The organism is Sphingomonas cellulosilytica, from assembly GCF_052321755.1.
Taxonomy (GTDB): domain Bacteria; phylum Pseudomonadota; class Alphaproteobacteria; order Sphingomonadales; family Sphingomonadaceae; genus Sphingomonas.
Genome location: NZ_JBQRTT010000002.1, coordinates 287,413 through 314,074, shown reverse-complemented (window position 1 = coordinate 314,074; position 26,662 = coordinate 287,413). Strand labels below are relative to the sequence as shown.

General features: G+C 69.9%; 23 protein-coding genes and 1 tRNA gene. 17 read left to right on the top strand and 7 right to left on the bottom strand.

Translation table 11 applies throughout. From position 1 onward, the window contains the following. Nucleotides 1-17 precede the first annotated feature (17 nt). Nucleotides 18-4,619, bottom strand: coding sequence for an NAD-glutamate dehydrogenase (locus ACTZQ5_RS04830; RefSeq protein ID WP_443584024.1), 4,602 nt, complete (start codon nucleotides 4,617-4,619; stop codon nucleotides 18-20). Between the two features lie 128 nt (nucleotides 4,620-4,747). Beyond that, nucleotides 4,748-6,055 carry a PAS domain-containing protein gene (locus ACTZQ5_RS04825; protein WP_443584023.1) on the bottom strand — a complete coding sequence of 436 codons (1,308 nt, stop codon included), beginning with the start codon at nucleotides 6,053-6,055 and terminating at the stop codon, nucleotides 4,748-4,750. Between the two features lie 166 nt (nucleotides 6,056-6,221). Here ACTZQ5_RS04825 and ACTZQ5_RS04820 point away from each other — a divergent pair. The 8 genes from ACTZQ5_RS04820 to ACTZQ5_RS04785 all read left to right on the top strand — a co-directional run bounded on the left by ACTZQ5_RS04820 (nucleotide 6,222) and on the right by ACTZQ5_RS04785 (nucleotide 13,464). Beyond that, nucleotides 6,222-6,297 (top strand) — tRNA-Thr (locus ACTZQ5_RS04820). Between the two features lie 53 nt (nucleotides 6,298-6,350). After that, a complete protein-coding gene (locus ACTZQ5_RS04815; RefSeq protein ID WP_443584022.1) occupies nucleotides 6,351-7,133 on the top strand; it encodes an enoyl-CoA hydratase-related protein in 783 nt (260 codons plus the stop codon). Between the two features lie 90 nt (nucleotides 7,134-7,223). After that, nucleotides 7,224-8,699: an efflux transporter outer membrane subunit gene (locus ACTZQ5_RS04810; RefSeq protein ID WP_443584021.1), complete on the top strand. Its 1,476-nt coding sequence runs from the start codon at nucleotides 7,224-7,226 to the stop codon at nucleotides 8,697-8,699. Beyond that, the gene (locus ACTZQ5_RS04805) at nucleotides 8,699-10,093 is read left to right on the top strand and encodes an efflux RND transporter periplasmic adaptor subunit (protein ID WP_443584020.1); all 1,395 of its coding nucleotides are present in this window, start codon (nucleotides 8,699-8,701) and stop codon (nucleotides 10,091-10,093) included. The genes ACTZQ5_RS04810 and ACTZQ5_RS04805 overlap by 1 nt, the downstream gene beginning before the upstream one ends. Nucleotides 10,094-10,132: 39 nt before the next feature. Then, nucleotides 10,133-10,852, top strand: a complete 720-nt coding sequence (locus tag ACTZQ5_RS04800; protein ID WP_443584019.1) for an ABC transporter ATP-binding protein — start codon at nucleotides 10,133-10,135, stop codon at nucleotides 10,850-10,852. Next, the gene (locus ACTZQ5_RS04795) at nucleotides 10,852-12,063 is read left to right on the top strand and encodes an ABC transporter permease (protein ID WP_443584018.1); all 1,212 of its coding nucleotides are present in this window, start codon (nucleotides 10,852-10,854) and stop codon (nucleotides 12,061-12,063) included. The genes ACTZQ5_RS04800 and ACTZQ5_RS04795 overlap by 1 nt, the downstream gene beginning before the upstream one ends. A 123-nt stretch (nucleotides 12,064-12,186) precedes the next feature. Further along, a complete protein-coding gene (locus ACTZQ5_RS04790; RefSeq protein ID WP_443584017.1) occupies nucleotides 12,187-13,185 on the top strand; it encodes a glycerophosphodiester phosphodiesterase in 999 nt (332 codons plus the stop codon). Further along, on the top strand, nucleotides 13,186-13,464 hold the full coding sequence (locus tag ACTZQ5_RS04785; protein ID WP_443584016.1) for a hypothetical protein: 279 nt from the start codon (nucleotides 13,186-13,188) through the stop codon (nucleotides 13,462-13,464). A gap of 166 nt (nucleotides 13,465-13,630) precedes the next feature. Here ACTZQ5_RS04785 and ACTZQ5_RS04780 read toward each other — a convergent pair whose 3' ends face one another. Together ACTZQ5_RS04780 and ACTZQ5_RS04775 are read right to left on the bottom strand one after the other, a co-directional pair. Next, nucleotides 13,631-14,419 (bottom strand): alpha/beta fold hydrolase, encoded by a 789-nt coding sequence (locus ACTZQ5_RS04780; RefSeq protein WP_443584015.1) that lies wholly within the window; start codon nucleotides 14,417-14,419, stop codon nucleotides 13,631-13,633. Continuing rightward, nucleotides 14,410-15,063, bottom strand: a complete 654-nt coding sequence (locus tag ACTZQ5_RS04775; protein WP_443584014.1) for a TIGR02117 family protein — start codon at nucleotides 15,061-15,063, stop codon at nucleotides 14,410-14,412. The genes ACTZQ5_RS04780 and ACTZQ5_RS04775 overlap by 10 nt, the downstream gene beginning before the upstream one ends. A 50-nt stretch (nucleotides 15,064-15,113) precedes the next feature. Between ACTZQ5_RS04775 and phhA the strand changes: the two genes are divergently transcribed. Next, nucleotides 15,114-15,983 carry a phenylalanine 4-monooxygenase gene (gene phhA / locus ACTZQ5_RS04770; protein ID WP_443584013.1) on the top strand — a complete coding sequence of 290 codons (870 nt, stop codon included), beginning with the start codon at nucleotides 15,114-15,116 and terminating at the stop codon, nucleotides 15,981-15,983. Between the two features lie 160 nt (nucleotides 15,984-16,143). Here phhA and sdhA read toward each other — a convergent pair whose 3' ends face one another. The 3 genes from sdhA to sdhC are packed head-to-tail and all read right to left on the bottom strand — an operon-like array spanning nucleotide 16,144 to nucleotide 18,757. Further along, nucleotides 16,144-17,946: a succinate dehydrogenase flavoprotein subunit gene (sdhA, locus tag ACTZQ5_RS04765; protein ID WP_443584012.1), complete on the bottom strand. Its 1,803-nt coding sequence runs from the start codon at nucleotides 17,944-17,946 to the stop codon at nucleotides 16,144-16,146. Beyond that, nucleotides 17,946-18,329, bottom strand: coding sequence for a succinate dehydrogenase, hydrophobic membrane anchor protein (sdhD, locus tag ACTZQ5_RS04760; RefSeq protein WP_443584011.1), 384 nt, complete (start codon nucleotides 18,327-18,329; stop codon nucleotides 17,946-17,948). The genes sdhA and sdhD overlap by 1 nt, the downstream gene beginning before the upstream one ends. After that, the gene (sdhC, locus tag ACTZQ5_RS04755) at nucleotides 18,329-18,757 is read right to left on the bottom strand and encodes a succinate dehydrogenase, cytochrome b556 subunit (RefSeq protein WP_443584010.1); all 429 of its coding nucleotides are present in this window, start codon (nucleotides 18,755-18,757) and stop codon (nucleotides 18,329-18,331) included. The genes sdhD and sdhC overlap by 1 nt, the downstream gene beginning before the upstream one ends. Before the next feature lie 152 nt (nucleotides 18,758-18,909). Here sdhC and ACTZQ5_RS04750 point away from each other — a divergent pair, with 152 nt between their 5' ends. From ACTZQ5_RS04750 to hslU, 8 genes are all read left to right on the top strand, one after another. Beyond that, complete coding sequence (locus ACTZQ5_RS04750; protein ID WP_443584009.1) at nucleotides 18,910-20,271, top strand: methyl-accepting chemotaxis protein; 1,362 nt, start codon at nucleotides 18,910-18,912, stop codon at nucleotides 20,269-20,271. Between the two features lie 19 nt (nucleotides 20,272-20,290). Beyond that, complete coding sequence (locus tag ACTZQ5_RS04745) at nucleotides 20,291-21,667, top strand: methyl-accepting chemotaxis protein (RefSeq protein ID WP_443584008.1); 1,377 nt, start codon at nucleotides 20,291-20,293, stop codon at nucleotides 21,665-21,667. Between the two features lie 81 nt (nucleotides 21,668-21,748). Then, complete coding sequence (locus tag ACTZQ5_RS04740; RefSeq protein WP_443584007.1) at nucleotides 21,749-22,444, top strand: SDR family NAD(P)-dependent oxidoreductase; 696 nt, start codon at nucleotides 21,749-21,751, stop codon at nucleotides 22,442-22,444. Beyond that, a complete protein-coding gene (locus ACTZQ5_RS04735; protein ID WP_443584006.1) occupies nucleotides 22,434-23,411 on the top strand; it encodes a 50S ribosomal protein L11 methyltransferase in 978 nt (325 codons plus the stop codon). Before ACTZQ5_RS04740 ends, ACTZQ5_RS04735 begins: the two co-directional genes overlap by 11 nt. Nucleotides 23,412-23,759: 348 nt before the next feature. Further along, a complete protein-coding gene (locus tag ACTZQ5_RS04730) occupies nucleotides 23,760-24,299 on the top strand; it encodes a glycoside hydrolase family 108 protein (protein ID WP_443584005.1) in 540 nt (179 codons plus the stop codon). Next, on the top strand, nucleotides 24,296-24,550 hold the full coding sequence (locus ACTZQ5_RS04725; protein WP_443584004.1) for a 3TM-type holin: 255 nt from the start codon (nucleotides 24,296-24,298) through the stop codon (nucleotides 24,548-24,550). Before ACTZQ5_RS04730 ends, ACTZQ5_RS04725 begins: the two co-directional genes overlap by 4 nt. Nucleotides 24,551-24,651: 101 nt before the next feature. Next, the gene (gene hslV, locus ACTZQ5_RS04720; RefSeq protein ID WP_443584003.1) at nucleotides 24,652-25,197 is read left to right on the top strand and encodes an ATP-dependent protease subunit HslV; all 546 of its coding nucleotides are present in this window, start codon (nucleotides 24,652-24,654) and stop codon (nucleotides 25,195-25,197) included. A gap of 118 nt (nucleotides 25,198-25,315) precedes the next feature. Then, the gene (hslU, locus tag ACTZQ5_RS04715; protein ID WP_443584002.1) at nucleotides 25,316-26,608 is read left to right on the top strand and encodes an ATP-dependent protease ATPase subunit HslU; all 1,293 of its coding nucleotides are present in this window, start codon (nucleotides 25,316-25,318) and stop codon (nucleotides 26,606-26,608) included. Nucleotides 26,609-26,662: the final 54 nt, after the last annotated feature.

Sequence of the window (26,662 nt, the reverse complement as noted above, 5' to 3'; positions counted from 1 at the left end):
TGGCGGGGGAGGACTTTCTAGCGGCCCAATAGCACCCGCGCCTGGCCGGCGATCTGCGCCAGCATCGCCGCATTGGGTTGCGCGACGTGGCGGGCGCGGTCGATCACCGCCTTGAACTGGCTGACGCGCGGGCCGTTGGCGGCGAGCCAGTCGCTCACCGCGCCGCGCGGGTCGCTGCCGCCGCTGCGCGCGAGGAATTCCAGCCGCTGCTGCTGGAAGTCGCGCGCGAGGCCGGCGAGCAACAGCCGCTCCCACGGATCGCTCGACACGATCCGCGCCGCGCTCGCCTGCGCCCAGTCGAGGCCCAGCGCCTGGCCGAGATGGGTGAAGGCGCGCGTCAGCTCGGTTTCGTCGAGACGCAGCTGCTCGCCGAGGGCGGCGAGGCCGACCACCCCGTCCATGTCGAACAATCGCACCACCCGCCGCGCCAGATCGGCCGGCGCGCCAGCCGCCTCCAGCTCGGCGGCGATGCGGGCGCTCTGCGCGCTCGCCTCTTCGAGCAGCAGCGCATCGGTCTGCCGTTCGAGCGCAGCGATCCCCTTGCCCAGCCGCGCGATCACCGCGGCGGGCAGGGTGCCGGGAGCATTCGCGCGCAGCAGGTCGGCGACATGCGAGCGCGTCGCCACCGCCACCTCGTTGAACAGCGAGATGCGCGCACCTTCGCCGATCGCGGCCTGCTCGATCTCCGCCCACAGCGCATCCAGCCCGAACACGCGCTCGGCGACGACGAACATCGCCGCGATATCGGCGACCGCCGCGCCCTCTTCCTCGGCGAGTTCGAACGGGATCAGCACGCCCAGCCGGTTGACGATGCGGTTGGCGAGCTTGGTGGCGACGATCTCGCCGCGCAGCCGGTGCGCGTCGATCGCCGCGGCATAATCGCGCCGCATCGCCGGCGGGAAGGCGGCGTGGAGGTCCGGCGACAATTCGGGGGCGAGGGCGAGCGGCGCCTGTTCGATGCCGTCCTGCAAGGCGAGCTTCGCGGTCGCCAGCAGCACCGCCAGCTCCGGACGGGTGAGACCATGGCCCTCCTGCCCGCGGCGCAGCAGATCCTCGTTGCCGGCAAGACCCTCCACCGCGCGATCGAGCCGCCCGGCGCCTTCGAAGATCTCGATGACCCGCACATAGCTCGGGATCGCCGCCGCGCCGTCCGCCTCGGCGATCGACAGCGCCAGCGTCTGCAGGCGATTGTCCTCCAGCACCAGATGCGCGACGTCGTCGGTCATGCTGGCGAGCAGGGTGTTGCGCTCCTCGAAGCCGATCCGGCCCTCGTTCATCTCGCGGTTGAGCGCGATCTTGATGTTCACCTCGTTGTCCGAACAATCGACGCCGGCCGAATTGTCGATGAAGTCGGTGTTGATCCGCCCGCCGCGGCCCGAGAAGGTGATGCGCGCGGCTTGGGTGACGCCTAGGTTGGCGCCTTCGCCGATCGCGATGACGCGCAGGTCCTCGGCATTGACGCGCAGGCGGTCGTTGGCGGGATCGCCGACCGCGACGTTGTTCTCCGCCGCCGCCTTCACATAGGTGCCGATGCCGCCGAACCAGAGGAGGTCGGCCGGCGCCTTGAGGATCGCCGAGATGAGCGAGGCGGGGTCCAGCGCATCGCTGGTCAGCCCCAGCGCGGTCTGCGCCTGCGGCGACAGGCGGATGACCTTTTCGCTGCGCGCCCACACCCCGCCGCCGGTGCTGATGAGGCCGGCGTCGTAATCCGCCCAGCTGGAGCGGGGCAGAGCGAACATGCGTGCGCGCTCCGCCCAGCTCGTCGCCGGATCGGGATCGGGATCGATGAAGATGTGGCGATGGTCGAAGGCGGCGACGATCTTGAGCGTGCGGCTGAGCAGCATGCCGTTGCCGAACACGTCGCCCGACATGTCGCCGCAGCCGACGACGCGGATCGGCTGCGTCTGCACGTCGACGCCGCGCTCGGCGAAGTGGCGCTGCACCGACACCCAGGCGCCCTTGGCGGTGATGCCCATCGCCTTGTGGTCGTAGCCCTGGCTGCCGCCGGACGCGAAGGCATCGCCCAGCCAGAAGTCGCGCTCCAGCGCCAGCGCATTGGCGACGTCGCTGAACGTCGCGGTGCCCTTGTCGGCGGCGACGACGAAATAGGGGTCCTGGCCGTCGAGCACGGCGACGCCCCTCGGATGCACCACCGCGCCGTCGACGATATTGTCCGTGATCGACAGCAGCGACCGGATGAAGATGCGGTAGCTTTCCGTCCCCTCAGCGAGCCAGGCGTCGCGGTCGGCCGCGGGCGAGGGGAGCTGCTTGGGATAGAAGCCGCCCTTGGCGCCGGTCGGCACGATCACCGCGTTCTTGACCCGCTGCGCCTTCATCAGGCCGAGGATCTCCGTGCGGAAATCGTCGCGCCGGTCCGACCAGCGCAGGCCGCCGCGCGCGACCGGGCCGGCGCGCAGGTGGATGCCCTCGACGCGGGGGGAATAGACCCAGATCTCGCGCCACGGCACCGGCGCGGGCAGGCCGGGGATCAGGTGGCTGTCGAGCTTGAACGCCAGCGCCTCCGCCGCGGCGGGCGCATAGGCGTTGGTGCGCAGGCAGGCGGCGATCAGGTCGCGATAGGCGCGCAGGATGCGGTCGTCGTCGATCGCCGAGACGGCGTCGAGGCCGTGCGCGATCGTCGCGTCCGCCGCCTGCACGTCGCCCGGCTGCGCCGGATCGTGCGCCGCCGCGAAGCGCGCGATTAGCGCCCGCGTCAGCTTGGGTGCGCGGCGCAGCGCATCGACCACCGTGGTCAGCCCATAGGGCAGCCCTGCCTGCCGCAGGTAGCGGAACCAGGCGCGCAGCAGCACCACCGATTGCGGCGTCAGGCCGACATCGACGATCAGCCGGTTGAAGGCGTCGTTCTCCGCCTTGCCCTCCAGCGCCGCGGCGATCGCGCCCTCCAGCACGGCGGGATCCTGGTCGGCACCCGCGTCCGTCTCAACGACGAAATCGTGGACGAAGCTGTTGCCGTCCTCGCGCAGGCGGGTCGGCAGTTCGCCGATCACGCGGAAGCCGAAATTCTCCAGCACCGGCACCGCATCAGACAGCGCCAGCGCACCGTTCGACTTGTAGATCTTGAGCTGCCGGTCCTCGCCCGCCACGACGGGGAAGATGCGCACCGAGCGCGCCTCGGCATCCTCCAGCCCGGCAAGCCGCAGGATGTCCTGCGCCGCCTCGGCAGGCGAGCTGACGTTGCGGTAATTGGGCGGAAACGCCTGCGCCCAGCGCAGCGCCAGTCGTGCCGCGCGGGCGGCGGGCACCTGTTCGGCGAGCGCCGCCTCGACGTCGGAGGTCCAGCCGCGCACCATGCGGCGCAGCCGCTCGGCGAGCGGCTCGGTTTCCGGCATGCGGCCGGCGCCCCGCAGGTCGATCGTGTAGCGCAGCAGCGCGACGACGCCGTCGTCGAGGCTGATCGACCAGTTGAGCACGCTGCCGTTCGACGCCTCGGTCAGCATCTGCGCGATCTGCACCCGGCGTGCGGTGGTGAGATCGTCGCGCGGTAGCCAGGCGAAGGCGAACAGATGCCGTCCCAGCGCCGATTGCACCAGCACCAGCGCCGGGCGCGGCCGGTCGGCGAGGCTCATCGCGGTCAGCACCACCTCTTCCAGCGCCGGCGCGGGGAAGGCGACGACGAGGTCGTGGGGCAGGGCGGTCAGCGCATGGGCCAGCGCCTTGCCGGTATGCCCCTTGGGATCGAAGCCGAACTTCGCCTCCAACGCCGACAGGCGCGCGCGCAGCACCGGGATGTCGCGCGGGCGGGCGCTCAGCGCGGCGCTGGTCCACAGGCCGGCGTGGATCGACAGGCCGGTCACCTCGCCGCCCTCGATCGTCGGCACGATCACCAGATCGAGCGGCACCGCGCGATGGACATTGGAGATCAGGCTGGATTTGAGCAGCAGCGGCGCGTCGTTGCCCGCTTCGAACCATTGGATGGCGAGCGCGCGGCTCGCCTCGGCGAGGACGGGGGTGTCGTGCGGGTTGCGGGCGATGCCCAGCGCCTCGCCCGCGGTGCCGTCGCGCCGCCACACCTGATGGCCGAGCAGCGTGAACTGGCCGTCCAGGAACCATTGCAGCAGGGCGGCGCCTTCGCCCTGCGGCAGCGCCGCCTCGTCGCGCGCCATCGCGCGCTGGAGCAGCGGCCAGTCGGTGACGGCGGCACGCACGTCGGCGAGCACGGCGTGCAGATCCTCGATCAGCCCGCGCCGGTCGCGGGCGTCGGCACGCTCCAGCTCGATGTAGATCATCGATTCGGGGCTGCCCGCGCCGCCGATGTCGACCAGCGCGCCGTCGCCCGCGCGGGTGACGCGCACCACCGGGTGGATCAGCCGGTCGATGTCGAGGTCCTGCCCGCCGATCGCCGCGGCGATCGAATCGACCAGGAAGGGCATGTCGTCGTTGACGATCGCCAGCCGCATCCGCCGCCGCACGTCGTCGGAGGCGATCGGCTCCAGCGCGATCGCCGCCCTGCCGGGTTCGCGCAGCGCCGCGGTCTGCGCGACGAACGCGGCGGCGGCGGCGCGTTCGGCATCGCCGAAGCCCGTCAGCTCTCCCGGTAGCGCGCCCTTGGTCAGCCGGGCGGCAAGCGCCTCGGCCATGCTCTGGTTCTGGTCGGCCATGCGCCGCCTATGCGCCTGCCGCTGGCGGACCTCAACCCTTGCTGCAATGCAATAATTGCGTAATCGGGTAATAATCTAACCAGGCCATCGGCCGGGCAGCGGTCGCGATACTTACGCCATGCCGTCCGTCAGGCGGCGCTTTTGCGCAGGATGCTTTCCACCAGCCCCTTGCCCTCGACGCGCTTGATGACCTCGACGTTGCCGGCATCGCCCGCCCGCGCGAGCAGCACGACGAATTCGTCGTCGCCGGCACCGATCGCCACGCTGCCCAGCGTCGGCAGCGTGCGCAGTTCGGCGGCGGCGCGGTCGAACACGTCGGGGCGCTTGGCGGGGCGCTTGGCGGCACGCTCGGCGGCGACCACCGCCTTGATTCCGCCCTCTGCCTGTTCGAGGAAGGCGGCGAGGCGGCCGACGGCGACGCCCTGGCGCTGCGCATGGGCGAGCACCGCGGCATATTCGGCCAGGCGCGTCTTGTCGTAATCCGCGCCGAAGACCAGCTTGACGATCGGCGTCAGCGGAGCGCGCGGCTGCACCTTCATGCCCGCGGTGGCGAGCAGCTCGGCGAAGCCGTCGCCATCCTCGGCGCAGGCGAGCGCGAAATCGTGGGCACGGCCGAGGGCGCGATAGAGCGCGGAGCGGCCGCGGGTGTCGGCGGCGCGGACGGCGGCGGCACTTTCGCGCGCCATCATCAGCCGGTCGCCGAGCGATCCGGTGAGCGCCGGCTGATAGGGCTCCTCCGACGCCTCGAACCCGCCGCTCGGGCCATCCGCCCAGACCGGGCCGTCCGCCCAGACGGGCGCGTCGGCGAGCGGCTTGGGCGCGGCGCGCACGGCGGCGTCGAGCTCGGCGTCCAGCGTCGCCTGCAAGGCGGCGTCGACCATCTCCTTCCAGTTGATGACGCCATAGATGAAGTCGATCGTCTCGCCATCGGACGAGAAGGGCATCAGGATGCCGCGATACAGCGTGGTGCGGCCGCGCGTGCCGACGAATTCCGCTTCGAAACCGATCGGCGCGCGATTCGCGATGATCTGCAGATAATGGTCGGTCAGCCGCGACAGCAGCGAACGGCCGGGCACGTCGGCGATTCGCACGATCGTCTGCTCCAGCCCGCATTCCTCGCGCAGGCTGCGGCCGAGATAGGCGATGGTCGGATCCTCGACGCCCTCGCTGAAGTCGAGCAGCACACTGTGCGGCCCGAAATCGGCGATATTGGCGGGATCCAGGTCGTCGATGCCCGGATAGGCGCGGCCCTTCAGCAGCGACACCCAATGATTGTAGGCGCGCACGTGCATGCGGCGTTCGTCGCCGCCGAGGTCGAACATCGCATCGTCGACGCCGCTTTCGTCGACCGCATCCGTCGCCGCCTCGAACTCCACGTCGAGCCCGTCGCCGCCGAGATCCAGTCGCTCGTCTCCGAAGCCGTGCGCGCTATCCATGCCAAAACCCTTCAAGTGCCGGGTCGTGCACCCCGGTTCGGCATGCTTGTGCACGGCCTGTGGTAAACGGGACGTAAAGCCGCACCCCGCAAACGCGACGCTTGTCAGCCCCGCATCGACCTGTTAGGCGCACCCCACGCACCGGCGGAAACGCCATGCGCCCCGTGCCGCTTTAGCTCAGCTGGTAGAGCATCGCATTCGTAATGCGGGGGTCACAGGTTCGAGTCCTGTAAGCGGCACCACTTCCCATCGCTGCCCGGCTGGTGCACGAAGGCGCCGACGGGAGGACAGTGCGATGACGTATCAGCATATTCTGGCGGAGCGGCGCGGTGATGTGGCCGTGTTGACGCTGAACCGGCCGGATCGGCTGAACGCGGCGCCGCCGGCGATGTTCGACGAGCTGCGCGATGCGCTGGCCGATCTGGACGGGGCGCGGGCGGTGCTAATCGCGGGGGCGGGGCGCGGCTTCTGCTCGGGTGCCGATGTCGCGGGCGGGGCGCTGGGCAGCGACGATCCGGGGCAGGCGACGTTCGCGGCGCTGACCGAGCATTACAATCCGACGATCGCCGCCATCGCCGACCTCGGCGTGCCGGTGGTCAGCGCGGTGCGCGGCCCGGCGGCCGGCATCGGCTGCAGCCTGGCGCTCGCCGCCGATTTCTGCGTGGCGGCGGAGGGCGCCTATTTCCTCCAGGCCTTCGTCAACATCGGCCTGATCCCCGATGGCGGGGCGACCTGGATGCTGCCGCGCCTGATCGGCCGTGCCCGCGCCATCGAGATGATGATGCTGGGCGAACGGATCGCGGCGGCCAGGGCGCTGGACTGGGGCATGATCCACCGCGTGGTGGCGGACGATGTGCTGGAGGCGGAGGCGCTGGCGCTGGCGACGCGGCTCGCCGCTGGGCCGACGGTGGCGCTGGGGCTGATGCGGCGGGCATTGGGCCGGGCGCTGGAGAGCGATTATGCCGCGGCCTTGCAGGCAGAGGCCGAGGCGCAGCGCGCCGCGCGCGGTTCGGCGGATTCGATGGAGGGCGGGCTCGCCTTCCTGCAAAAGCGAAAGCCCGATTTCACCGGGCGTTAGCCGTGATGTGTCCCGGCGGACATGCGGGCGGCACACCTTGCGACAGAAAATCGCTGGACGCGGGCGGGTGTGCTGGCCACACAGCACGCCATGGTTCGTAGCCTTGCCCTCCTGCTCGCGACTGCGGCGCTCGCCGGTTGCACCGTCGGACCCGATTATCACCCGACCAGCGCCGCCGACCTCGGCGTGCCGGACGGCTTCTCGGTGCCCGCGCAGCAGACGCCGGAGGACCTGACGCGCTGGTGGTCGAACTTCGACGATCCGGTGCTCGGGCAGCTGGTCGAGCAGGCGCGCGGCGCCAATACCGACATCACGCAGGCGATCGCGCGGCTGCGGCAGGCGCGCGAGGCGCTGGTGCAGAGCCGGGCGTCGCTGTTGCCGACGCTGTCGGGATCGGCCGGCTATCAGCGCAACGAAAATCTGCGTGGCGGCGGGCGGTCGTTCACCCTGCCCGACGGCACCGTGGTCGACACCGGCGGGGGCGGCACCAACAGCTTCTCGGCGGGCCTGTCGGCCAGCTATCAGGTCGGCCTGTTCGGTGAGATCCGCCGCACGGTGGAGGCGAGCCGCGCGCAATATGCCGCCAGCGGCTTCAACTATGCGACCGTGCTGCTGACCGTCGAGAGCGAGGTCGCGACCAATTACGTGCTGGCCCGCGCCTATCAGGCGCAGCTTGCCAACGCCCGCGCCAGCCTCGCCATCCAGGACGACAATCTGGAGATCGCGGGTTTTCGCGTCCAGGCGGGCCTCGTCTCGTCGGTCGATGTCGAGCAGGCGCGCAGCCAGCGGGCGCAGACCGCGGCGACCGTGCCGCAGATCGAGCAGCAATATGCCGCCGCCGTCGCCCGGCTGGGCGTGCTGACCGGGCAGGCGCCGGGCGCGCTGCGTCAGGCGCTGGCGGCGACCAGGCCGATCCCGCGCGGGCCGGCGACCGTCGGCGTCGGCATCCCCGCCGATGCGCTGCGCCGCCGCCCCGACGTGCGCGCCGCCGAACGCAGCCTCGCCGCGGCCACCGCGCAGATCGGTGTCGCCAAGGCGCAGCTGTATCCGGCGCTGGCGATCACCGGCAACATCAACACCAATTCCACCAGCATCGGCAGCCTGGGCGATGCGATCACCGGCGGCCTGTTCGCCGGCCTGACGCAGGCGATCTTCAACGGCGGCCGGCTGCGTGCCCAGGTGCGATCGACCGAGGCGGCGGCGGACGCCGCCTTCGCCGCGTATCGCGGCACGGTGCTGACCGCGCTCGAGGATATCGAGAATGCGATCGTCGCGCTCGATGCCGCCCGCCAGCGCGAAACCCAGTTCCGCATCGCCTTCGATGCCGCCAACGCATCGGCGGTGCTGGCGCGCAGCCAGTATCGCAGCGGCCTTACCGATTTCACGACGCTCAACCAGCAGGAGGCGGCGTTGCTGTCCGCCCAGAACGGCCTCGTCCAGGCGCGGTCGGATCAGGCGACCGCGCTGATCGCGCTCTACAACGCGCTCGGCGGCGGCTGGGATGCGAGCGTCACGCCCGAAGCGCCGCCCCGCGGCGCGCCAACGACCCTGCCGGGAACCCGCTGATGGCCGACCAACAGATCGACGAATTCCTGGGCGTGAAGCCGGTGCCGGTGTGGCGCCGCTACCTGAAATGGGTGCTGGTCGCGATCGGCGTGGTGCTGCTCGCGCTGCTGCTCAAGAGCTGGTTCGGCCCCAAGGCGGAGGCGGGCTATGCGGTGCAGGCGGTCGAACGCGGCGACCTGACGGTCACCGTGTCGGCGACCGGCAAGCTTGCCCCGACCAACCAGGTGACGGTCGGCTCGCAGCTGTCGGGACTCGTCACCAAGGTGGTGGTCGACGTCAACGATCGGGTCACCGCCGGCCAGCCGCTGGCGCTGATCGACCCGCAGCAGATCGACGACCAGATCCGCCAGCAGCGCGCGCAGATCGCCGCCAACCAGGCGCAGGTCAACCAGGCGCAGGCGACCGTCGCGGAGAGCCGGGCGCAGCTCGCCCGGCTGGAAGAGGTGTACAAGCTGTCGAACGGCCGCGTGCCCTCGGGCACCGAGTTGCAGAGCGGCCGCGCGGACTATCAGCGCGCGATCGCCGCGCTGAAGACGGCGCAGGCCAACGTCTCCGCCTCGCAGGCGCTGCTCGCCCAGAGCCAGACGCAGCGGCAGCGCGCGATCATCCGCTCGCCGGTCAACGGCGTCGTGCTGGCGCGCCAGATCGATCCGGGCGCCACCGTCGCCGCCTCGTTCAACACGCCGACGCTGTTCGTCATCGCCGAAGACCTCAGCAAGATGAAGCTGGAGGTGGCGATCGACGAGGCCGACGTGGGCGAGGTGAAGGTGGGGCAGAAGGCGACCTTCACCGTCGATGCCTTTCCCGGCCGCACCTTTCCGGCGCAGATCACCCGCGTCGACCTGGGATCGAACCTGACGGTGAGTTCGGCGAGTTCGACCAGCACCACGTCGACCGCGACGACGACGGGGCAGGTGGTGTCCTACGCCGCCGATCTCAGCGTCTCCAACCCGACGCTGCAACTGCGCCCCGGCATGACCGCGACCGCGGATATCATCACGTCCGACAAGCAGAACGTGCTGCTCGTCCCCAATGCCGCGCTGCGCTTCAAGCCGACCAGCGCCGACAAGGGCGACCAGGGCGGCGGCATCGCCGGATCGCTCACCTTCCGTCCGCGCCGCGGCCAGCAGCGCGAACGCTCGGCGACGATCGGGCGCGGCGGCCAGCAGACGGTCTACGTCAAGGGCGCCGACGGCACGCCGCAGCCGGTGCAGGTCACCACCGGCGACACCAACGGCACGATGACCGAGGTGCTGGGCGGCAACCTGAAGCCCGGCCAGCAGGTCATCACCGGCCAGCTGGCGAGCGAGGACGGCAGCAGCGGCGGCGGACGCCGGGGCGGCGGCGGCGCCGGCGGTGGCCAGCGCCGCGGAGGTGCGGCCGGTGGGCAGTGACCGGCCGATCCCGCCCGCGGTGACGGGGGAGGGAAGGGCATGACCGACCCCCTCATCTCGCTGCGCAACGTCACCAAGGTGTACGGCGCCGGGGCGACGCAGTTCCAGGCGCTGAAGGGTGTCGACCTCGACATCGCCGGCGGCGATTTCGTCGCGGTCATGGGGCCGTCGGGGTCGGGCAAGTCGACGACGATGAACATCCTCGGCTGCCTCGACGTGCCGAGCGGCGGCGCCTTCCTGTTCCGCGGCGTGCATGTCGAGGCGCTCGATCGCGACCAGCGCGCGCTGCTGCGGCGCAAGTACCTCGGCTTCGTGTTCCAGGGCTTCAACCTCTTGAGCCGCACCAGCGCGCTGGAGAATGTCGAGCTGCCGTTGCTCTATCGCGGCGACGAGAAGCGCGCGCGGCGCGACACCGCGATGGCGGCGCTGGAAAAGGTCGGGCTCGACCGCTGGTGGGACCATACGCCGGCCGAACTGTCCGGCGGCCAGCAGCAGCGCGTCGCCATCGCCCGCGCGATCGTCACCCAGCCCGACGTGCTGCTCGCCGACGAGCCGACCGGCAACCTCGATTCGGAACGGTCGGTGGAGATCATGGAATTGCTGACCGATCTCAACCGCACCAGCGGCATCACCGTGCTGATGGTCACCCACGAACCCGACATGGCCGCCTTCGCCCGCACCGTCATCCACTTCAAGGACGGGCTGGTCGAACGGATCGAGGCGAACCATCGCCCCGGCGTGGTTCCGGCGCTCGACTGATGCTCGGCACCACGCTCGTTCTCGCGCTGCGCTCGATCCGCCGGCACCTGCTGCGCTCGTTCCTGACGACGCTCGGCATCATTATCGGCGTCGCCGCCGTGGTCACCATGGTGACGCTGGGCAAGGCGACGACGGCGCAGGTGCAGAAGAGCATCTCGTCGCTCGGCACCAACATCCTGCAGATCCGCCCCGGCCAGGGCTTCGGGCGCGGGGGTGGCGGGCCGCCGCCGCCGCCGCTGACCGACGATTACCTGCGGCCGATCCGCCAGCAGATCACCGGCGTCACCGCCGTCGCACCGGCGGTGCAGCGCAGCGCGACCGCGATCTATGCCGGCGCCAACTGGTCGACGAGCGTCTACGGCACCACCAACGCCTATTTCACCGTCCAGGCATGGCCGCTGACCGCAGGCCGCGATTTCTCGTCGGACGAGGAACAGGCGGGCAAGGCGGTCTGCATCCTCGGCAATACCGTGGTGAAGAACCTGTTCCCCAACGGCGGCACCGCCGTCGGCCAGCGGATCCGCGTCGCCGACATCTCGTGCATGGTGATCGGCACGCTCAGCGTGCGCGGGCAGGCGGGCTTCGGCGGCGATCAGGACGATGTGGTGCTGATGCCGATGAAGACGGTGCAGCGCCGCCTGACCGGCGACAACAAGCTGTCGGCGATCCTGGTCGGCGTCGACCAGGCCTATGACACGACACAGGTGCAGGCCGCGCTGACCGGACTGATGCGTGAGCTGAGGCACCTGCAACCGGGGCAGGACGACAATTTCTTCATCTTCGACACCAAGCAGATCAGCGACACGCTCTCCAGCACGACGACGCTCTTGACGCGGATCGTCACCGCGGTGGCGGGGATCAGCCTGGTCGTCGGCGGCATCGGCATCATGAACATCATGCTGGTATCGGTGACCGAGCGGACGCGAGAGATCGGCATCCGCCTGGCCATCGGCGCCGTCGCGCGCGAGGTGCTGACCCAGTTTCTGGTGGAGGCGATCGCGCTGTCGATGCTCGGCGGCGTCATCGGCCTGCTGGTGGCGCAGCTGGCGATCGGCGCGTTGTCCCTATGGGGCGGCCTGCCGTTCCTGTTCGTGCCGGAGATCAACCTGATCGCCTTCGGGATATCGGCGCTGATCGGCGTGGTGTTCGGCTATTTCCCGGCACGGCGGGCGGCGGCACTCAATCCGATCGACGCCCTGCGGCACGAATAGCCACAGAGTTGAATAGCCACAGGGATGTAGCATCGGCGGCGTAGCGCGTCGGCCATGCCGCCGCTGCTCGTCGTCCTTTGCCTGGCTCTGGCGCCCGCCCCCGCAATCGCGCAGGATCGTGCCATGACCGCCCAACCCCTGTCGTCGCCGCCGATCGTCATCGCCCATCGCGGCGCGAGCGGTTCGCGCCCCGAACACACGCTGGCCGCCTACGATCTCGCGATCGACCAGGGCGCGGACTTCATCGAGCCGGATCTGGTGCCGACGAAGGACGACGTATTGGTCGCCAGGCACGAGAATGCGATCGACGAGACGACCGACGTCGCCGCGCATCCGGAATTCGCCGATCGCCGCACCACCCGGACGATCGACGGCCACACGATCACCGGCTGGTTCGTCGAGGATTTCACGCTCGCCGAATTGAAGACGCTGCGTGCCCGCGAGCGGCTGCCCCGCTTGCGCGCCGGCAACGCCGCCTATGACGGCCGCTTCGACATCCCGACGCTCGCCGAGATCATCGCGCTCGCCAAGCGCCGCTCGCAGCAGACCGGGCGGACGATCGGCATCTACCCCGAAACCAAGCACCCGACCTATTTCGCCGGCATCGGTCACCCGACCGACGCGCGACTCGTCGCCGAGCTGCGGCGGGCCGGATGGGACAGCGCCGATGCGCCGGTGTTCATCCAGTCGTTCGAGGTGGCGAACCTGCAGCGCATCCACGCGCTGACCAAGGTGCGGCTGATCCAGCTGGTGGCGGGGGAGGGGGCGCCGGCGGATGGCGCCGCGCCGTCCTATGCGGCGATGCTGACGCCGGCGGGGCTGCGACAGGTGGCGACCTATGCCTATGGCATCGGCCCGGACAAGGCGCAGCTGTGGCGCGGGGATGCGCCGACGACGCTGGTCGCCGACGCGCATGCCGCCGGCCTGCGCGTCCACCCCTGGACCTATCGCGCGGAAAACAGCTTCCTGCCCGGCCGCTTCCGCCGGGGAGACGATCCCGCTGCCCATGGCGACCTGGCGGGCGAAATCCGGTCCGCCCTCGGCCTTGGAGTCGACGGATTCTTCACCGACTATCCGTTAGTCGGCGTGGAGACCCTCCACGGCCCCAGGGATCATCCTTAAATGCGTAGCGCCTCCATCCTGCTCCTGCCCGTCATCCTCGCCACCGGCGGTTGCATCAGCACCGCCACATCGATCGTGAAGGCCCCGTTCCAGGTCGCCGGCAAGGCGGTCGACTGGACGACGACGAGCCAGGAAGAGGCCGATCGCAACTATGGCCGCAAGATGCGCAAGCAGGAGGCCAAGGAAGGCCGCGAGCGCAAGAAGGCGGCGGAACGCTGCCGCAAGCATCCCGACGATCAGGACGCCTGCCGCTACTCGGGCTACCGCGCGGGGTATTGAGCGCTCGCCCGATCCGTCAAACCCGTTGTTTTCCGTCATCCCCGCGAAGGCGGGGATCCATAGTCGCAAGTGCCGCTGAGGCTCACCAGCCGTCGTGATTATGGATCCCCGCCTGCGCGGGGATGACGGAGTGAGCGAGGGGCTGGCGGAATGAGAGCGAGCCCCCCTACCGGTCCTGCGCCACCGCATCCCCCGCCAGCGCGCCGGCGATGGCGATCAGCACTTCGGGATGGATGTGCACGCCCAGATGCCCGCTGGTCACCTCCACCGCCTCGGCGCTGGGATCGCGGCAGATGAAGCCGTTGACGAAGCCGTCGCGCGGGCTCCAGATCGCGGTGCAGGGCACGGGCAGCGGCGCGGCGATCGCCTCGCTGCGCGCGATCACCGCCGGATCGTCGACGCGCTCGCCGGTCGCCCATTCGAACGCGCGCCAGACGTTGGTCGCGCGGCCGCCGCCGGCATAGGGCGAACTGACCGTCACCACCCGCGCAACCAGGTCGGGCCGGCGATGCGCCACCAGCCGCGCCATGATCCCGCCCAGGCTGATCCCGACCAGCGTCACCGGCCCCGCCTCGGCATGCAGCGCCGCCACTCGCGCGATCAGCCGCTCCGCCTCCACGCCGACGCTCTTGACGCCGAGATTGCGGCCCAGGCCCCAACCTTCGGCCCGATAGCCCAGCCGCCGCAGGAAGCGGCGCAGCACCAGGCTCGATCCGTCGGCGTCGAACAGGCCCGGCAGCACCATCACCGCGCCGCCGCGGCCCGCCGGCACCGCCGCGAGCGCTGCGGCATGGCGCCAGCGCGTCGCCAGCATCCACGCGACGCGCGGCACCTCGCTCGCCGCCAGCACCTTGGGCGGGGGCGGCGGCGCCAGGAAGGCGGTGCCGAACCGGGCATGCGGCGGCGGCTCGCTGCGCCAGCGCGCCAGCCCGGTCTGCAACCGGCTCAGAACCATCCCAGCACCGTCACCGGAAACGGCGTCCAGCGCCCGACGCGCACGCCGGCCTGGCGCAGCGCGTCGCCGGCCCAGGCATTGCAGGTCCGCCCGGCGCTGTACCGGCCGCGCGCCGCGTAGAAGACGTCGTTGCGGTCATAGCCGCGGAACGTCTCGCGCCGCACCGCGAAGCTCGCCCGGATGACGGCGGCAAGGCGCCGATATTCCTCCGGCCGCAGCAGCACGCTGCGCACATCGCGCGACGGGGTCGGGGCAGGGACGTGCTCGACGTGCATCAGCGTCGCATCGCTGCCGCGCGCCGCCGCCAGGATCGTGCGCAGCTTGACGTCGGCCCAGGTCGCCGTTTCCAGGTAGAAGGCGCGTTCGCCCCAGCCGATCGCCAGATGGTCATAGCCGGCATAACGCGGGTCGGCGAGGTCCGCTCCCGGCGCCACCCCGCGCCAATCCACCCCGGCCGCCACCTTGGGCACGACCAGCCCGACGTGCACGCCGTTCGATTCGACATAGATGCGCACCCCCTCCGCCGGCGGCCGCCAGCCCGCATTGGCGGGGATCGCGCCGCCGACCAGCCCGGCGGCGGCATAACCGGCGAGCAGCAGGACCAGCAGCATCGCCGCCCGGCCCAGCCAGCGGAACGGCATCATCACTGGCGCGCTATGTCGTAACATTCGAAACCTTATGCTAGGCCGTCACCATGGCAGATGACTCGCACGCTTTCGATACCCCTCCCGCCGGCGCCGCCGCCGACTGGACGGTGGACCAGGACTGGCAGCATTATTCCGCGGAGGAGCATGCGACCTGGGACACGCTGTTCGAGCGGCAGAGCAAGCTGCTGCCCGGCCGCGCCTCCGACGCCTATCTGCGCGGGCTCGACGTGCTCAAGCTGTCGAAGCCCGGCATCCCCGATTTCGCCGAACTCTCCGAACGGCTGATGAAGCTGACCGGGTGGCAGGTGGTGGCGGTGCCGGGGCTGGTGCCGGACGACGTGTTCTTCGACCATATGGCCAATCGCCGCTTCGTCGCCGGCAATTTCATCCGCCGCCCCGACCAGCTCGACTACCTTCAGGAACCCGACGTCTTCCACGACGTCTTCGGGCATGTGCCGATGCTCGCCGACCCGGTGTTCGCCGATTATCTGGAGGCCTATGGCCGCGGCGGACAGCGGGCGCTTGGGCTCGATGCGTTGAAGTATCTCGGCCGGCTCTACTGGTACACGGTGGAATTCGGGCTGATCCGCGAGGATGCGGGCCTGCGCATCTACGGATCGGGCATCGTCTCGAGCTTCGCCGAAAGCCGCTTCGCGCTCGACGATCCCAGCCCCAACCGCATCGGCTTCGACATCGCGCGGGTGATGCGCACCGAATACCGGATCGACGATTTCCAGCAGAATTATTTCGTCATCCCCAGCTTCGAGGACTTGTTGCGGATCACGGTGGAGACGGATTTTGCGCCGCTCTATGAGCAGTTGAAGGCGCAGGAGGATATTCCGGTGGCGGCGATCGTGGAGGGGGATGACGTGTTGACGCGGGGAACGCAGGCCTATGCGCTGGAAAAGGCCGGGTGACGTATCCCGTTCAAATACACGTCATCCCCGCGCAGGCGGGGATCCATAATCACTGCCGTGGCCGCTAAGAGCCCAGACGGAAGCCAGTATGGATCCCCGCCTGCGCGGGGATGACGGGTCGCGGGGGGTAAGGCTCGCGCTGCTACCCCCCCGTAGCGGATCAATACACCCGCTTCTTCGGCTTGATGTAGTCCACGTCGTCGGTCAGCGTATAGTCGTGCACCGGGCGGTAATCGATCGCGGTCGCGCCGCCGACGCCGCCCCAGCCGGTGAAGGTGGTGATGGTGTGCTTCATCCACTCGCCGTCGTCGCGATCGGGATGATCCTCGTTGACGTGGGCGCCGCGCGATTCCTTGCGGTTGGCCGCCGAATCGATCGTCACCACCGCTTGGGCGACGAGGTTGTCGAGCTCCAGCGTCTCGATCAGGTCGGTGTTCCAGATCAGGCTGCGGTCGGCGATCGCCACGTCCTGCATCTTGGCATAGATGCCCTTCATCAGCGCCTGCCCCTCGGTGAGGAGCGCATTGTCGCGGAACACCGCGCAATGCTTCTGCATCGTGCGCTGCATCTCGCCGCGGATCGTCGCGGTCGGCGTGCCGCCGGCGGCGTTGCGGAAGCGGTCGAGGCGGGTGAGCGACAGCTCCTCGGAGCCCTTGGGCAGCGGATTGTGCACGGTGTTCGGCTTGGTGATCTCGGCGATCCGCTTGCCGGTCGCGCGGCCGAACACGACGAGGTCGATCAGCGAGTTCGAGCCCAGGCGATTGGCGCCGTGGACGCTGACGCACGCCGCCTCGCCGACCGCGAACAGGCCGGGGACGACCGTGTCCGGGTTGCCGTCCTTCAGGTGGACGACCTCGCCGTGGAAGTTGGTCGGGATGCCGCCCATGTTGTAGTGGACGGTCGGCGTGACGGGGAGCGGCTGGCGCGTCAGGTCTACGCCGGCGAAGATCTTGCCCGTCTCGGTGATTCCCGGCAGGCGCTCGTGCAGCACCTTGGGATCGATATGGTCGAGGTGCAGGAAGATGTGGTCGCCGTTCTTGCCGACGCCGCGGCCTTCGCGCATCTCCATCGCCATCGAGCGGCTGACGACGTCGCGGCTGGCGAGGTCCTTGGCCGACGGGGCATAGCGCTCCATGAAGCGCTCGCCCTCCGAATTGGTCAGGTAGCCGCCTTCACCGCGCGCGCCCTCGGTGATGAGCACGCCCGCGCCGTAGATGCCGGTCGGGTGGAACTGGACGAACTCCATGTCCTGCAAGGGCAGGCCAGCGCGCAGCACCATGCCGCCGCCGTCGCCGGTGCAGGTATGCGCCGAGGTCGCCGAGAAATAGCAACGGCCATAGCCGCCCGTCGCCAGCACCGTGTTGTGGCTGCGGAAACGGTGGATGCTGCCGTCTTCCATGCACAGGGCGACGACGCCGCGGCAGACGCCGTTCTCCATGATGAGGTCGAGCGCGAAATATTCGACGTAGAAGTCGGCGTCGTAGCGCAAGCTCTGCTGGTAGAGCGTGTGCAGCATGGCGTGGCCGGTGCGGTCCGCGGCGGCGCAGGTGCGCTGCGCCGGCGGGCCTTCGCCCATGTTCTGCATCATGCCGCCGAACGGGCGCTGGTAGATGCGGCCTTCGTCCGTCCGGCTGAACGGCATGCCGGCATGTTCCAGCTCGTAGACCGCGGCCGGCGCCTCGCGCACCATATATTCGATCGCGTCCTGGTCGCCCAGCCAGTCCGATCCCTTGACGGTGTCGAACATGTGCCAGGTCCAGTGATCGGGGCCCATGTTGCCGAGGGATGCGGCGATGCCGCCCTGCGCCGCGACGGTGTGGCTGCGCGTCGGGAACACCTTGGTGATGCAGGCGGTCTTCAGGCCGTTCTGCGCGCATTCCATCACGGCGCGCAGCCCCGATCCGCCCGCGCCGACGACGACGGCGTCATAGGTGTGATCGATGATCTTGTAGGCATCCGACATTATGCGGCGGCTCCGAAGGCGACCTTGAGGATCGCGAAGATGGCGATCGCGGCGGTCGCGACCGTGAAGAAGTTGAGGAGGAGGATGGCGGCGACGCGGCGCTCGTCATGCTGGTAATCCTCGATCACCACCTGCAGCCCGAGGCGGAAGTGGTAGAAGACCGAGACGATGAGCAGGATCATCGGGATCGCCGCCCAGCCGTTGCGCAGCCAGCTGTGCACCGCCGCGAAATCATAGGCCGGCATGCGCAGGATCGAGAAGACGAACCACAGCATGAGCAACAGGTTGGAACCGGCGGTGACGCGCTGGCGCCACCAGTGATGCGCGCCTTCCTTGGCGCTGCCGAGGCCGCGGACGCGGCCGATGCTGGTGCCCGAACCCATTACTTGATCCCCAGGTAGAGCCAGAAGGCGGCGGTCAGCACGACGCCGCCGATGATGACGATGAGGCTGAACGTCTTGTTGCGCTTCAGCTCGAACGCGGCGCCGGCGTCCATCACCAGGTGGCGCACGCCGTTCAGCATGTGGGTGAAGAACGCCCAGGTCATGCCGACGCCGATGATCCAGCCCAGGATGTTGAGGTTGCCGGCATCGGTGGTGAACACGTCGCGGAACGTCGCATAGCTTTCGGCACCGCCGGCGATCGCCGCCAGCCACCAGACCAGCAGCGCGGTGCCGACCGTCGCCATCCCCGATCCGGTCGCGCGGTGGAGGATGGAGACCAGCATGTGCGGCCCCCAGCTGTAGTGCAGCTTCAGGAAGCCCGAAAACAGGTGCGGGCTGCGCGGCCGCGGCGGAGTGCGGGATGCCATGAACGGTCCTCAAGCCAAGACGAATGGATTGCCTATTAGGCCGCCGGTCCTGCGATGCAACCCATGCGCCCGCCCGGTGCGACTCTAACCCCCCATTAACCACTGGAGGTTAGACCGCGTGGATACGCCAGTCTTCCGTCCCGGAGAACCCCTTGTCCGACATCGCCCTTCCCCCGCCGGCCAGCATCGCCGCCGCCGTGGACCTCAAGAGCCGCATCACGGCCTTCGACGGTGGTGAGAACACCCTGCTCGCACGGGCGCGGGATCTCTGGGCGATCATCGAACCCGATGCGGCGGAGATCGTCGAGGCCTATTGGGCGCATTGGCGCCTGGCCAATCCCGGCAGCGCCGAATGGACGCCGCTGGAAACCGAACGCCGCATCGCCGCCGGCGTCACCTATCTGCGCAACCGGTGCTGCCACCTCGATGGGCAGGCCTGGGTCGAATCGCTCGAACGCTCGGTCGCCGCGGCCTATGCCGCCGGCGTGTCGACGATGGAGGTGCTGGCCATGTCCTGCGCCAGCGACCGCGCCGCGCTCAACGTCGTCATGCGGCGCATGCCGGGCGATGATCCCCGCCAGGCCGTGATGATCGATGCGCTGATGCGCCTGTTCGGCATGGAGACGGAGCTCACCGTCGAGCTGTTCGCCGGCTTCACCGATTACAATGCCCGCGTCGCGCGCGACCGGCTGGCGGCGGAATTCCGCGAAGGCATCGCAACCGCGGTGGAAACGGCGACCGACGAGGGCCATGCGCTGCGCGAACAGACGGTGCGCAGCTCGGGCTCGGCGCGTGGCATGCTGGGCAAGGCGAGCGAGGTCGCAGCCGCGGCGGAACAGTCCGCGGTGGCGATGCGCGAGGCGGCACAGACCGCCGCCGGCCTGATCCGCGCGATCGAGGATGCCCGCACTGAGGTGGAGGCCGCGGCCGAGATCGCCGCCCGCGCCAGCGTGCAGGCGAGCAACGCGGTCGGCATGTCGGAGGCTCTGTCGGACCATGCCAAGTCGATCGAATCGATCCTGGGCCTGATCCGCGACATCGCCGGCCAGACCAACCTGCTCGCCCTCAACGCGACGATCGAGGCGGCACGCGCCGGGGACGCCGGTCGCGGCTTCGCCGTGGTGGCGCAGGAGGTGAAGAGCCTCGCCAACCAGACCGCGCGCGCCACCGACGACATCGCCGCCAAGATCGCCTCCATCCAGTCCGCGACCCGCTCCACGGTGGAAACCAACGCCAGCATCCGCACCACCGTCACCGAGGTGCAGGAAAGCGCCGACCGCATCCGCTTCGCCATGGAGGCGCAGGCGCAGACGGTGACCGCGATCACCGCCGCCGTCGACGAAACCGCGCTCGCGGCCGATTCCATGTCCAACACCATCGCCGCGATCCGCGAGGATACCGAGACGGTGGCGACCGAGATCGACGGCGTCGGCCGCGGCTTCGACCGGCTCGACGGACGCCTGAACACCCTCAAGAACAGCGCCGGCGAATTCGTCGCCAAGGTCGCTGCGTGAGGCCGGAGAGGATGCAGACATGGCAACGCGGACGGCGCCGGGCGGCGTGACGACGGGCTTGGCGACTCCGCCACGCAGCATCGTCGAGCATCTCGGCGAATATGACTGGGACGGTTCGATCGCGGACGGTTGCCGTCAGATCTGTGCCTTGCTCCAGCCCCAAGATTATGACGCGATAGCCGGGCGGTTCTGGGACCATTATCTCGCGCTGCCCGCGGCGCAGCCGATCCGCCACCTGCTGGCCGGCGAGCGGCTCGCCCGCCGGGTCCGCGAGAGCGCGGACTATGCGCGCGTCAAATACGGCAGCCCCTTCGACGAGGCCTGGGTGGTGATCGCACGCCGGCATGCCGAACAGGCGGTCGCCTCCGGTGTGCCGCTGCCGACGTTACAGGCGATCCTCGCCCGTTCGCACAGCGACACCGTGCGCATCCTCGAACAGCATTGCACCGGCGACACCACCCGGCTGCTGCGCCTGTGCGATGCGGTGCAGCGAATCTCGCTGGTCGAATCGGACGTGATGACCGGCCACCTCGACGCGCTGCGCGCCGGGGAGGCGCGGCAGGAACGGATCGCCCGATCGGCGGCGTTCCGCGAAAGCATCGCCAGCTCGATCGAGGGCGCGGCGACGCTGGGCGCCCGCATCCGCGTGCAGGCGAGCGCTGCCTCCGCCTCCACGCGACAGGTGCTGGGCAAGGCGAGCGAGGTCGCGGCGGCGGCGGAGCAATCCGCGGTGGCGATGCGCGAGGCGGCGCAGACCGCGGCGGGCCTCATCCGCGCGATCGAGGACGCGCGCGGCGAAGTGGATGCCGCGGCGGGTATCGCCCACCGGGCGAGCGAACATGCCGGCGACGCGGTGCGGGCGAGCCACCTGCTGTCCGATCATGCCAAGTCGATCGAATCGATCCTCGGCCTGATCCGCGACATCGCCGGCCAGACCAACCTGCTCGCCCTCAACGCGACGATCGAGGCGGCACGCGCCGGGGACGCCGGCCGCGGCTTCGCCGTCGTGGCGCAGGAGGTGAAGAGCCTCGCCAACCAGACCGCGCGCGCCACCGACGACATCGCCGCCAAGATCGCCGCCATTCAGTCCGCGACGCGCTCCACGGTGGAAACCAACGCCAGCATCCGCACCACCGTCACCGAGGTGCAGGATAGCGCCGACCGCATCCGCGTGGCGATGGAGGCGCAGGCACAGACGGTGACCGCGATCACCGCCGCCGTCGACGAAACCGCGCTCGCGGCCGATTCCATGTCCAACACCATCGCCGCGATCCGCGAGGATACCGAGACGGTGGCGTCGGAGATCGACAGCCTGGGTGCCGGTTTCGGCGACGTTGGCGACCGGCTGGGTCAGCTGCGCCAGTCGGCGGACAGCTTCTCGGCGAGCGTGGGGTAGGGGGCGGGCGCACCCACGCCCCACGCTCCCGCGCCCGACGCCCATTCCCAATCCCCGTGCCGCGGCGTAAGGCCGCCCCCCATGACCATTCTTCTCACCGGGTCGAGCCGCGGTATCGGCGCGGCGATCCAGCAATCGCTCACCGCCGCTGGCGCCACCGTCATCGGCCACGGCACGCGCAGCGGCATCGCCGCCGACTTCGCCGATCCCGCCGCCCCGCAGGCCTTGTGGGACGCCGCGCTCGAACAGGCGGGCGGCACCATCGACGTGCTGGTCAACAATGCCGGCGTGTTCGAAGCCAATCCGCTCGACCGCGACCATGGCGACTGGGTCGCCGACTGGGACCGGACGATGCGCGTCAACCTGACCGCCGCCGCCGAACTCTGCCGCCTCGCCGTGCGCCACTGGCAGCACCGGGGGACCGGCGGCCGCATCGTCAACGTCGCCAGCCGCGCCGCCTATCGCGGCGACAGCCCGGCGCACTGGCATTATGCCGCCGCCAAGGCCGGCATGGTCGCGATGACCAAGACGATCGCGCGCGGCTATGCGCGCGAGGGCATCCTCGCCTTCGCGATCTGCCCGGGCTTCACCATGACCGGCATGGCCGATGACTATCTCGCCAGCCGCGGCGGCGACACGCTGCTCGCCGACATTCCGCTCGGCAAGGTCGCCGATCCCGAAGAGGTCGCCGCGGTCGCGCGTTTCTGCGCGCTGGAGGCTCCCGCCTCGATGACCGGCGCCGTCCTCGACGTGAACGGGGCGAGCTATGTCCGCTGATACCAGCTGGAAGATCAGCCTGCCCTGCACCCGCGCCGAGGCGGAGGCGATCGACAGCGCCTCCGACCTCGCGATCGACGCGGTGCTGATGACCACGGAAGAGGTGGAGGACGATGTCGAGCGCTGGCGGCTCGACGCCTATGTCGAGCATCGCCCCGATGCGGCGATGCTGGCGACGATCCACGCTTTGGTGCCGAGCGCCAGCGCCTGCGACCCCGTCGTCACCGAACTGACCGACGAGGATTGGGTGGCGATGAGCCAGGCAGGCCTCGAACCGATCCGCGAGGGCCGCTTCGTCGTCCACACCAGCGCGCATCCCGTCGCCGCGCCGCCGGGTGGCCGCGCCTTCCTGATCGATGCCGGCCAGGCGTTCGGCACCGGTCATCACGGCACGACCAGCGGCTGCCTCGCCATGCTCGACGGGCTGGCGAGCGCCGGACGGTCCTTCGCCAAGGTCATCGACGTCGGCACCGGCACGGGCCTGCTCGCCTTCGCCGCGGTGGAGCTGTGGCCGCAGGCGGCGGTGGTCGCGACCGATATCGATCCGGTCGCCGTCGCGGTCAGCGCCGACAATGCGCGCAGCAACGGGATCGCGGCGGGCGCCAGCGAAGATGGGGGCGCCGGCGCGGTCGCGCTGTTCGTCGCCGACGGCGCGCGCCACCCGCAGATCGACGCGGCAGCGCCCTTCGACCTCGTCATCGCCAACATCCTCGCCGGGCCGTTGGTGTCGATGGCGCCCGAACTCGCCGCGATCGCGGACCGGGGCGCGACGATCGTCCTCGCCGGCCTGCTGGAGACGCAGCGTGAGACGGTGGTCGCCGCCTATGCCGCTTGCGGCTGCACGCTGGAGGCGATCGACCGCCGCGGCGACTGGACGGTGCTGCGCCTGCGCGCCGGCGACACGCGCTACGTCCCGACCGCGCCGTTCGACCCCAAGGGCCGCGACGGCTGGGCGCTGGACCTGTAGGGCGGGGCGAACCTGTGCGGGCGGCAAGACGCCTGTGAAAGCCGCTGCGGCGTCCTCAACCCCTCCGTCACCCCGGACTGGGTCCGGGGGCCACCGTGCGGCATAGTCAACGGCCTGCGAGCATGCGGCGCAGTGGATGCCGGAACAAGTCCGGCAAGACGGCAATGTTACGCAGAGAGCCCGCCTGTGCGGGAACGACGGAATGGGGAATGGGCCGATGGACCTCTCCGCCACCACGCTCGCCGCAACCCGCTGACCGCGCACCCCAATCCCCCGCGCGCACATTCCGCTGTCCTATTTGGAAAATCCCTGATCCGTCCCCCGCCGCAACCACAGGGGGAACGATCCATGACCATCGCCACGCTCATCGACCAGGTCATCGCCCGCGAGGGCGGCTACGTCGACCATCCCGCCGACCGCGGCGGCGCGACACGCTGGGGGATCACCACCGCGGTGGCGCGCGCCAACGGCTATCATGGGCGGATGCGCGACCTGCCGCGCGGCGTGGCGGCGGCGATCTATGAAGCGATCTATTGGCGCGGCCCCGGGCTGGACCGCGTCGCGGCCCGCGCGCCGCGCCTCGCCGCCGAACTGTTCGACACCGCGGTCAACATGGGGACGGGCGTCGCGGCCGGGTTCCTGCAACGCGCGCTCAACGCACTGAACCGCGGCGCGAACGATTATCCCGACCTCGCCATCGACCAGGCGATCGGCCCGCGCACATTGGCCGCGCTCGACGCCTTCCTCGCCCGCCGGGGGCGCGAGGGCGAGGCGGTGCTGACCAGGGCGGTGGATGCCTTGCAGGGCGAACGCTACCTCGCCATCGCCGAACGCCGTCCGGCCAACGAAGCCTTCCTCTACGGCTGGCTGGCGGAGCGGATCGGATGACCGAACCCCGCGATCCGTGGGTCGCGCGCGCGCGGCCCGCCTTCCTCTATGTCATGTACGCGCTGCTGCTGTGGTCGATCCCGATGAGCCTCGTCGCCGCGATCAGCCCCGCGACCGCTGCCGCCATGGCGCGCGGCGTGGGCGCCTATCTGTCCGCGATCCCCGAACCGCTCTACGCGCTCTTCGGCACCGGCTACCTCGGCTACACCGCCGCACGCGCCTGGGGGAAGGCGAAGGGGGTGGAGCGTTAGGCTTCCACGCAGTGGATCGGACTCCGGCATCACGCGCACCCTTTGCACCTCCCGCCTGCGATCCTACATCGCGGCGCATGAGCGGGAACGATCCACATTCCATGCCGGTCTGGCATGGCACCACCATTCTGTCGGTCAGGCGCAACGGCAAGGTCGTCGTCATCGGCGACGGCCAGGTCTCGATGGGCCAGACCGTGATGAAGCCCAATGCGCGGAAAGTCCGCCGCCTCGGCGCGGAAGGGCAGGTGATCGGCGGGTTCGCCGGTGCGACCGCCGACGCCTTTACCCTGTTCGAGCGGCTGGAGGCGAAGCTGGAGCGGCATCAGGGCCAGCTGATGCGTGCCGCCGTCGAGCTCGCCAAGGACTGGCGCACCGACAAATACCTGCGCAACCTGGAGGCGATGATGATCGTCGCCGACAAGGAGGTGACGCTGATCCTCACCGGCAACGGCGACGTGCTGGAGCCGGAGAACGGCGTCGCCGCGATCGGATCGGGCGGCAATTACGCGCTCGCCGCCGCACGCGCGCTGGTCGATTACGAAGGCGATGCGGAGGCGATCTGCCGCAAGGCGATGGCCATCGCCGCCGAAGTCTGCGTCTACACCAACGACCGCACCACCATCGAGACGCTCGACAGCGTCAGCTGATCTCGAAAGCCCCTCCCCTTCAGGGGAGGGGTTGGGGTGGGGCCTGTCCGCAAGCCTTGCCCTCGATGACTTCCCCACCCCCAACCCCTCCCCTGAAGGGGAGGGGCTTGAGAGAAATATGAACCAGAATCTTACCCCCAAGACGATCGTCGCCGCGCTCGACGCGCACATCATCGGCCAGCGCGACGCCAAGCGCGCGGTCGCCGTCGCGCTGCGCAACCGCTGGCGTCGCCAGCAGCTCTCCGCCGACCTGCGCGACGAGGTGACGCCCAAGAACATCCTGATGATCGGGCCGACCGGCTGCGGCAAGACCGAGATCAGCCGCCGCCTGGCCAAGCTTGCCGACGCCCCCTTCGTCAAGGTGGAGGCGACCAAGTTCACCGAGGTCGGCTATGTCGGCCGCGACGTCGAACAGATCGCCCGCGACCTCGTCGAGGAGGCGATCCGGCTGGAGAAGGAGCGCCGCCGCCTCGCCGTGAAGGACAAGGCGGAGGAGGCGGCGATGAAGCGCCTGCTCGACGCCCTGGTCGGCAAGGACAGCAGCCAGGCGACGCGTGAAAGCTTCAAGCAGCGCTTCGCCGACGGCCACCTCGACCAGACCGAGATCGAGATCGAGCTGGAACAGGCGCCCGCCATGCCCTTCGAGGTGCCCGGCGCCGGCCCGCAGATGATAAACCTCGGCGAGATGATGAAGTCGTTCGGCGGCGGCCAGCAGTTGAAGCGCCGCAAGCTGACCGTCCGCGCCGCCTGGGACAAGCTGGTCGAGGAAGAGGCCGACAAGCGCCTCGATCAGGACGAGGTGAGCCGCACCGCGCTCGCCGATGCCGAGGCGAACGGCATCGTCTTCCTCGACGAGATCGACAAGATCGCGGTCAGCGACGTGCGCGGCGGCTCGGTCAGCCGCGAAGGCGTGCAGCGCGACCTGCTGCCGCTGATCGAGGGCACCACCGTCTCGACCAAATATGGCCCGATGAAGACCGACCATATCCTCTTCATCGCCAGCGGCGCCTTCCACGTCGCCAAGCCGTCCGACCTGCTGCCCGAATTGCAGGGCCGCCTGCCGATCCGCGTCGAGCTGAAGGGCCTGACCGAGGAGGATTTCATCGCCATCCTGTCGGACACCAAGGCATCGCTGCCCGCGCAATACCGGGCGCTGATCGCCACCGAGGGCGTCGACGTGACCTTCACCGACGACGGCATCGCCGCCATCGCCCGCATCGCCGCCGAGGTGAACGGCCAGGTCGAGAACATCGGCGCCCGCCGCCTGCAGACGGTGATGGAAAAGCTGCTGGAGGAGGTGAGCTTCGATGCCGAGGATCGCAGCGATCCGGTGACGGTGGACGCCGCCTACGTCGAGAAGCAGCTCGCCGGCATCGCGCGCAACACGGATCTCAGCCGCTTCGTGCTGTAACCATAGCGCGCGTGGCGGGGTGGACGTACTGGCGGGACGAGGTGGAGGACAAGA

Excerpts from the sequence above, each read along its gene's own strand:
- ACTZQ5_RS04830 (WP_443584024.1), bottom strand. The coding sequence starts at position 4,619 with ATGGCCGACCAGAACCAGAGCATGGCCGAGGCGCTTGCCGCCCGGCTG.
- ACTZQ5_RS04785 (WP_443584016.1), top strand. The coding sequence starts at position 13,186 with ATGCGTAGCGCCTCCATCCTGCTCCTGCCCGTCATCCTCGCCACCGGC.
- ACTZQ5_RS04780 (WP_443584015.1), bottom strand. The coding sequence starts at position 14,419 with ATGGTTCTGAGCCGGTTGCAGACCGGGCTGGCGCGCTGGCGCAGCGAG.
- phhA (WP_443584013.1), top strand. The coding sequence starts at position 15,114 with ATGGCAGATGACTCGCACGCTTTCGATACCCCTCCCGCCGGCGCCGCC.
- ACTZQ5_RS04735 (WP_443584006.1), top strand. The coding sequence starts at position 22,434 with ATGTCCGCTGATACCAGCTGGAAGATCAGCCTGCCCTGCACCCGCGCC.
- ACTZQ5_RS04795 (WP_443584018.1), top strand. The coding sequence starts at position 10,852 with ATGCTCGGCACCACGCTCGTTCTCGCGCTGCGCTCGATCCGCCGGCAC.
- ACTZQ5_RS04740 (WP_443584007.1), top strand. The coding sequence starts at position 21,749 with ATGACCATTCTTCTCACCGGGTCGAGCCGCGGTATCGGCGCGGCGATC.
- ACTZQ5_RS04805 (WP_443584020.1), top strand. The coding sequence starts at position 8,699 with ATGGCCGACCAACAGATCGACGAATTCCTGGGCGTGAAGCCGGTGCCG.
- hslU (WP_443584002.1), top strand. The coding sequence starts at position 25,316 with ATGAACCAGAATCTTACCCCCAAGACGATCGTCGCCGCGCTCGACGCG.
- ACTZQ5_RS04725 (WP_443584004.1), top strand. The coding sequence starts at position 24,296 with ATGACCGAACCCCGCGATCCGTGGGTCGCGCGCGCGCGGCCCGCCTTC.
- hslV (WP_443584003.1), top strand. The coding sequence starts at position 24,652 with ATGCCGGTCTGGCATGGCACCACCATTCTGTCGGTCAGGCGCAACGGC.
- ACTZQ5_RS04775 (WP_443584014.1), bottom strand. The coding sequence starts at position 15,063 with ATGATGCCGTTCCGCTGGCTGGGCCGGGCGGCGATGCTGCTGGTCCTG.
- sdhA (WP_443584012.1), bottom strand. The coding sequence starts at position 17,946 with ATGTCGGATGCCTACAAGATCATCGATCACACCTATGACGCCGTCGTC.
- ACTZQ5_RS04730 (WP_443584005.1), top strand. The coding sequence starts at position 23,760 with ATGACCATCGCCACGCTCATCGACCAGGTCATCGCCCGCGAGGGCGGC.
- sdhD (WP_443584011.1), bottom strand. The coding sequence starts at position 18,329 with ATGGGTTCGGGCACCAGCATCGGCCGCGTCCGCGGCCTCGGCAGCGCC.
- ACTZQ5_RS04815 (WP_443584022.1), top strand. The coding sequence starts at position 6,351 with ATGACGTATCAGCATATTCTGGCGGAGCGGCGCGGTGATGTGGCCGTG.
- ACTZQ5_RS04790 (WP_443584017.1), top strand. The coding sequence starts at position 12,187 with ATGACCGCCCAACCCCTGTCGTCGCCGCCGATCGTCATCGCCCATCGC.
- ACTZQ5_RS04810 (WP_443584021.1), top strand. The coding sequence starts at position 7,224 with ATGGTTCGTAGCCTTGCCCTCCTGCTCGCGACTGCGGCGCTCGCCGGT.
- ACTZQ5_RS04825 (WP_443584023.1), bottom strand. The coding sequence starts at position 6,055 with ATGGATAGCGCGCACGGCTTCGGAGACGAGCGACTGGATCTCGGCGGC.
- ACTZQ5_RS04800 (WP_443584019.1), top strand. The coding sequence starts at position 10,133 with ATGACCGACCCCCTCATCTCGCTGCGCAACGTCACCAAGGTGTACGGC.
- ACTZQ5_RS04745 (WP_443584008.1), top strand. The coding sequence starts at position 20,291 with ATGGCAACGCGGACGGCGCCGGGCGGCGTGACGACGGGCTTGGCGACT.
- sdhC (WP_443584010.1), bottom strand. The coding sequence starts at position 18,757 with ATGGCATCCCGCACTCCGCCGCGGCCGCGCAGCCCGCACCTGTTTTCG.